This window comes from Histidinibacterium lentulum (genome assembly GCF_003789055.1).
Classification (GTDB): domain Bacteria; phylum Pseudomonadota; class Alphaproteobacteria; order Rhodobacterales; family Rhodobacteraceae; genus Oceanicola; species Oceanicola lentulus.
Genome location: NZ_ML119089.1, coordinates 196,001 through 202,022, shown reverse-complemented (window position 1 = coordinate 202,022; position 6,022 = coordinate 196,001). Strand labels below are relative to the sequence as shown.

Sequence of the window (6,022 nt, the reverse complement as noted above, 5' to 3'; positions counted from 1 at the left end):
CCCAACACCCCCCCTCACACCTCCCCGCGTCCCGCCCCCGGTGCGGCGCCGCCATCTCCTCCCGACTTTATTTTTCGCAAGCGGCGAAACCCCCTTGAACCGACTCGCCGGATGCTCCAGATGGCCGCGCACAGACGCCAACGCACGCGCCTCTGGCCACGTCCGGTGATCGAGCCCTAGCGAGGCTCACCAGATGACCGGCACGCGTTATGCAGCGACGGTAACGTCTCCCTTGGAACTGAGCGGTCATAGCTGGCCGGGTCTATTGGAGATGACCATGTCCCTGCAGAACGCGCCCCTGCGCGCCCATTCGCCTGTCTCCCGCGTCGACACCGTGCTCGCCCTGGCCGAGTTCGACCGCCCCACGCTGGTCATCGACCTCGACCGCGTCGAGGCGCAGTACCGCGCGCTCTCCGCGGGCCTCGGACGCGCGCAGATCCACTACGCGGTCAAGGCGAACCCCGCCGAGGAGATCATCGACCGCCTTCTGTCCCTCGGCAGCAGCTTCGACGCCGCCTCCCGCCGCGAAATCGCGCTCTGCCTGTCGCGCGGCGCGAAACCCTCGCAGGTGTCCTTCGGCAACACGATCAAGCGCGCCGCCGACATCCGCTGGGCCTGGGAGAAGGGCATCACGCTCTTTGCCGCCGACGCCGAGGAGGAGCTCGAGAAGATCGCCGAGAACGCCCCCGGCGCGCAGGTCTACATCCGTCTCATCGTCGAGACCTCCGAGGCCGACTGGCCGCTCACGCGCAAGTTCGGCTGCGACGCGGGCAAGGCGCTGGCGCTGCTCGACTACGCGCGCGATCTGGCGCTCGACCCGGTGGGCTTCTCCTTCCACGTGGGCTCCCAGACCCGCGAGGCGCGGATGTGGGCGCCCGCGCTCGACGCGCTCGCCGCGACCTGGACCGCCGCGCGCGCGGCCGGGCACGACCTCTCCGTGCTCAACATCGGCGGCGGCTTTCCCGCCTCCTACGGCGAGGAGCTGGCCCCGGCCGAGGCCTACGCCGCGCAGGTGATGGAGATGGTCGAGGCCCGCTTCCCCGGCGCGCGGCACATCATGGCCGAGCCCGGGCGCGGCATGGTGGCCGAGGCCGGCACGATCGTGGCCGAGGCGATGCTCGTCAGCCGCAAGTCCGACCGCGACCTGCACCGCTGGGTCTATCTCGACATCGGCCGCTTCTCGGGCCTAGCCGAGACCGAGGGCGAGGCGATCCGCTACCGGCTCGAGACCCCGCGCGACGGCGGCGCCATGGGCCCCTGCATCCTCGCCGGTCCCTCCTGCGACAGCGCGGACGTGCTCTACGAAAAGCGCCCCGTGCAGCTTCCGCTCGATCTGCGGGCAGGCGATCGGGTGCTGATCCGCGGGACGGGCGCCTATACCTCGACCTATTCCTCGGTCGGTTTCAACGGCTTCCCGCCCCTCGACGTGCTCTGCATCTGAAGGGCGCCGCTCCCGGCGGCGCACGGTATACGATCGTGCGCCGCTAAATGTCTGGCATTTATCGGTTTTTCCTTTACAGAGCGGGCGGGTACGTTACCTCTGTCACATGCTGGAAAGACCGCGCGCCATGGCCATCGAGGATCACCCCCAACGCTACGCGATGGCCAACGAGCTCCATGCGCGGCCGTTTCCCACCGTGCGCGCCCCGGCGCGCGCCGCCTACCTCGCCCTGAAACCGGCGGAGAATGCCGCCGGCCGCGACCGGGACGCGGACCGCGCGCATCTGATCGACCTCCTCGACCGCTACGGCGCGAAACATCCGGCACCCGGCGACACGCATTACTTCGGCGACATCGGCAAGCACCGGCTGAAGTGGGAGAGCCACACCGAGTTCGTGACCTTCACCATCTTCGGCGACGGCGTGGCGGAGCGTCCCTTCGACGCCGAGACCTTCCGCCTCTTTCCCGAGGACTGGCTCGCCGCCGCCCCCGGCCTGCGGCTGACCTCGGCGCTGATCCGCATCGAGGAGACGCCGACCGACGAGGCGATCACGGAGAAACTGGGTGCCTGGTTCGTCCCCGAAAGCCTCGCCGTCAGCAAGGTGCTCGACGACCAGCTGATCGTCGCGGGCGATTTCCGCATCGACCCCACCGGGCACATGCGCTTCGCCGTCTTCGCCCGGCCCGACACCGGCGCGCGGCGCACGGGGCGGGTGATCCAGCGGCTCTGCGAGATCGAGACCTACAAGGCCATGTCCATGCTCGGCCTCTTCATGTGCCGCGAGATGGGCGGGCGGCTCAACGGGATCGAGACGCGCCTGACCCAGCTCGTCGCCGACATGACCGGCCCCATCTCGAAACCCGAAGAGACGCTGCACGCGCTCCTCGGCATCTCGGCCGAGCTCGAGACCATCGTGGCGCAGTCCTCGTTCCGCTTCGGCGCGACCGGGGCCTACGAGACGATCGTGAACCAGCGCATCGAGGTCCTTCGCGAGGAACGCTTCGGCGGGCGCCAGACCTTCGCCGAATTCATGACCCGCCGCTTCGATCCGGCGATGCGGACGGTGAAATCCACCGAAGCGCGGCTCCAGGCCATGTCCGACCGGGCGCTCCGCGCGGGCGACCTTCTGCGCACGCAGGTGGACGTGGCGCGCTCGGCGCAGAACCAGAACCTGCTCGAGAGCATGGACAAGCGCTCCGACCTGCAGCTCAGGCTGCAGCGGACGGTGGAGGGGCTGTCGGTCGTGGCGATCAGCTACTACGCGCTGAACCTCGTGATCTACATGGCCGCTCCCCTCGCGGAGGAGGCGGGCGTGTCCCGCACCTGGCTCGGCGCCGTCGCGGCGCCCGTCGTGGTGCTGGGCGTCTGGTATCTGGTACGCCGCATCCGGCGCTCCGTGGAGAGTTGAGGCCTCAGGCCGCAGCCGCGCGCGGCCGGCGCTCCGGCAGCTTGAGAAGCCCCGTGCGCCAGGCCGCCCAGGCCGCGGCGGCCCCGCCCGCGAGGTTCGCCGCCGCCGCCGCCGCGACGATGCCGCCGTAGCCCATCAGGCTCACCCCCGCCCAGGCGAAGGGCAGGTAGACCAGGGCGATCCGCCCGAGGCTGAGGCTCATGGACCAGAGCGCCCGGTCCCGCGCGTTCATCGCGGCATTGGCCGTCACCAGCATCCCGTAGCCCGCGAGCGTCCAGCCCACCACGCGCAGGTAGGCGGCGCAGAACTCCGCCGCCTCGCCGTCGCTGGCGATCAGCGCGCCGATGGGGCCCGCGAAGAGGAACAGAACCGCCCCGATGCCGAGGCCGTAGACCCCGCAGAAGACGAAACAGAGCGCGAGCCCCCGAGCCGCCCGGTCTGGCCGGTCCGCACCCCAGTTCTGGCCCACGACCGGTCCGATCCCCGCCGACAGCGCCATCAGCGGCACCAGCGCCAGCGACTGCACCCGTGTCGCCGCGCCGAAACCCGCGACGGCGGTGGTGCCGACCACGGCGACGGCGGCGGTGACCGCGGCCATGCCGGCGGGATTGATCGCGTTCGACATCGCGGCGGGAAGCCCCACCCGGGTGATCTGCCGGATCGAGGCGCCGAGCTCCTCGAACGGGTGCCGCGGCCAGTGCAGGAAATCCTTGCGGATCGCATAGGTGAGGGCGGCGGCGAACGCGAGGACCCGGGCCAGGAGCGTCGCCAGGGCCGCGCCCTCGGTGCCCATCCCGGGCACCGGCCCCCAGCCGAAGATGAAGAGCGGATCGAGCGCGATGTTCACCACCGCCGAGCCGAACATGACGGTGCCCGCCACCAGCCCGTTGCCATGGGCGCGGAACACGGCCTGGGTCTGCATCAGCGCGACGAGGAAGGGAAAGGACAGCGCCCAGAGCGGCATGTAGCCCCGGATTTCCGTCCGCACGTCGTCCGATGCGCCGAGCAGGCGGAACAGGGGATCGTGCAGCGCCCAGACCGCGAGGGCCACGAGGCAGGCCATCGCCGTCCCGAACCCCACCGCGTGGACCGCGAGCCGGTGCTCCGTCCTCTCCCCGTCACCGCGCCCGATGGCCTGGCTCACCGCGGCATTGGTGCCGGCGGCCAGTCCGATGGACAGCGAGGAGATCGCGGTGATGACGGGAAAGATGAAGCCGATGGCCGCGAGCGGCGCGCCGCCCAGCCGGCCGAGGAAGATCGCGTCCGCGAGCCCGATGGAGAGCACGCCGAAGATGCCGAGCGTCATCGGCGCGGACACCGCGGCGAGCGCGCGCCAGACGGGGCCCGACGTGAGGTCTCTGGTTGCGGACATGAGCGCTCAATGCCCGGCGGGGCGGGCCGGTTCCCGGGTTTCGCCGCGCTGTCGCGCGGCGACCCGCCGGGGGGCTGCCGCCCCCCGGACCCCCCGGGCTCCTCCGACCTCAGGAAGGACGCGCCGGGGGAGGAGGGCTGTCCGGCCGCCGGCCGGAGACGGGACGCATCGCGTGTCCCCGGGACATCCGCCGCCCCGGTCGGGGCGAGGCGGCTTCGGGGTTTCGCCCCGCTGGCGCGGGGCGACCCGGGGGGGGGGGGGGGGGGGGGGGGGGGGGGGGGGGGGGGGCGGGCGGGGGGGGGGGGGGCGGGGGGGCGGGCGGCGGCTCCCCCCGGGCGGCGCGGGCCCCCCCGCCGGGGGGCTGCCGCCCCCCGGACCCCCCGGGGCAGCTCCGCTCTTCGGAGGGACGCGCCGCGGGGCCGCGGGGGAGGGGGGCTGTCTGCCCCCGCGGTGCAGGCGCCCTGCGCCTGCACCGCCCCCCCGAGGATACTTCCGGCCAGAAAAACGGGGGGGGGCGCGGCGCGGGGGCGGGCGGCGCGCCCGTCCGGGAGGCGGGTCCGCCCCCGCGGGCCTTGTCTCGGAGGCGGCGAGGGGGCAGGTAGGGGGGACACGTCGACCCCGGGGAGTGGCCCATGCCGATCAAGAACCGTTTCGCCGAGCTTCACCCCGAGATCACCGCCTGGCGCCGGGATCTCCATGCCCATCCCGAGCTGATGTTCGACCTGCCGCGCACCTCGGCCCTGGTGGCCGAGAAGCTGCGCGCCTTCGGCTGCGACGAGGTGGTGACGGGGCTTGCGCGATCGGGGGTCGTGGGCGTGATCCGGGGCCGAAGCACCGCCTCGGGCCGGGCCATCGGGCTGCGCGCCGACATGGACGCGCTGCCCATCGAGGAGGCCACCGGGCTCGACTACGCATCGGGCACGCCGGGGCAGATGCATGCCTGCGGCCATGACGGCCATACCGCGATGCTCCTCGGCGCCGCGCGCTATCTGGCCGAGACGCGCCATTTCGACGGCACCGCCGTGGTCATCTTCCAGCCCGCAGAGGAAGGCGGCGGCGGCGGCCGGGTGATGTGCGAGGAGGGCCTGATGGCGCGCTGGGGCATCGGCGAGGTCTACGGCATGCACAACTGGCCGAACCAGCCCGCCGGCAGCTTCGCCATCCGTCCCGGTCCGTTCTTCGCCGCCACCGACCAGTTCACCGCCGTGATCGAGGGCCGGGGCGGCCACGCCGCCAAGCCCCAGGAGACGGTGGACGCCAACGTGGTTGCGGCCCATGTCATTCTCGCGCTGCAGTCCATCGTGTCGCGCAACGTGGACCCGACCGAACAGGTGGTGGTCTCCGTGACCTCGCTCGAGTCCTCGTCGAAGGCCTTCAACGTGATCCCCCAGCGCGTGACGCTGAAGGGCACGGTGCGGACCCTGTCGAACGAGAACCGCCGGCTGGCGCGCGAGCGGTTCTTCGCGCTGGCCGAGAATACCGCCGCGGCCTATGGCGCCGAGGCGCGGGTCACCTGGCACGACGGCTATCCGGTCATGGCCAACCACGAGGCCGAGACCGCCTTCGCCGCCGAGGTGGCCCGCGCGGTGGCGGGCGGCTGCGACGAGGCGCCGCTGGTGATGGGCGGCGAGGATTTCGCCTACATGCTCGAGGAGCGGCCCGGGGCGTATATCCTTCTCGGCAACGGGCCGGGCGCCTCGGTCCACCATCCCGAGTACGATTTCAACGACGAGATCATCCCGGTCGGCTGCTCCTGGTTCGCCGAGATCGTCGAGCGCCGGATGCCCGCGGCCTGAGCCGC

Annotated in this window: 4 protein-coding genes; 3 read left to right on the top strand and 1 reads right to left on the bottom strand. The window is 72.2% G+C overall.

Features of this window, described 5'->3' with window-relative positions; genetic code table 11:
* Window positions 1–271 precede the first annotated feature (271 nt).
* Window positions 272–1,441, top strand: coding sequence for a type III PLP-dependent enzyme (locus EAT49_RS17040; RefSeq protein WP_123643501.1), 1,170 nt, complete (start codon window positions 272–274; stop codon window positions 1,439–1,441).
* A 106-nt stretch (window positions 1,442–1,547) separates the two neighbouring features.
* Complete coding sequence (locus EAT49_RS17035) at window positions 1,548–2,849, top strand: DUF3422 family protein (RefSeq protein WP_246003892.1); 1,302 nt, start codon at window positions 1,548–1,550, stop codon at window positions 2,847–2,849.
* A gap of 4 nt (window positions 2,850–2,853) precedes the next feature.
* Here EAT49_RS17035 and EAT49_RS17030 read toward each other — a convergent pair whose 3' ends face one another.
* On the bottom strand, window positions 2,854–4,221 hold the full coding sequence (locus EAT49_RS17030) for an MATE family efflux transporter (protein ID WP_246003891.1): 1,368 nt from the start codon (window positions 4,219–4,221) through the stop codon (window positions 2,854–2,856).
* A 632-nt stretch (window positions 4,222–4,853) separates the two neighbouring features.
* On the opposite strand from EAT49_RS17030, the gene EAT49_RS17020 reads away from it, so the two are divergent.
* Window positions 4,854–6,017 carry a M20 aminoacylase family protein gene (locus tag EAT49_RS17020; protein ID WP_123643500.1) on the top strand — a complete coding sequence of 388 codons (1,164 nt, stop codon included), beginning with the start codon at window positions 4,854–4,856 and terminating at the stop codon, window positions 6,015–6,017.
* Window positions 6,018–6,022: the final 5 nt, after the last annotated feature.

Bases quoted from the DNA above. Each gene is read 5' to 3' on its own strand.
- EAT49_RS17040 (WP_123643501.1), top strand. From the start codon at position 272: ATGACCATGTCCCTGCAGAACGCGCCCCTGCGCGCCCATTCGCCTGTC.
- EAT49_RS17035 (WP_246003892.1), top strand. From the start codon at position 1,548: ATGCTGGAAAGACCGCGCGCCATGGCCATCGAGGATCACCCCCAACGC.
- EAT49_RS17030 (WP_246003891.1), bottom strand. From the start codon at position 4,221: ATGTCCGCAACCAGAGACCTCACGTCGGGCCCCGTCTGGCGCGCGCTC.
- EAT49_RS17020 (WP_123643500.1), top strand. From the start codon at position 4,854: ATGCCGATCAAGAACCGTTTCGCCGAGCTTCACCCCGAGATCACCGCC.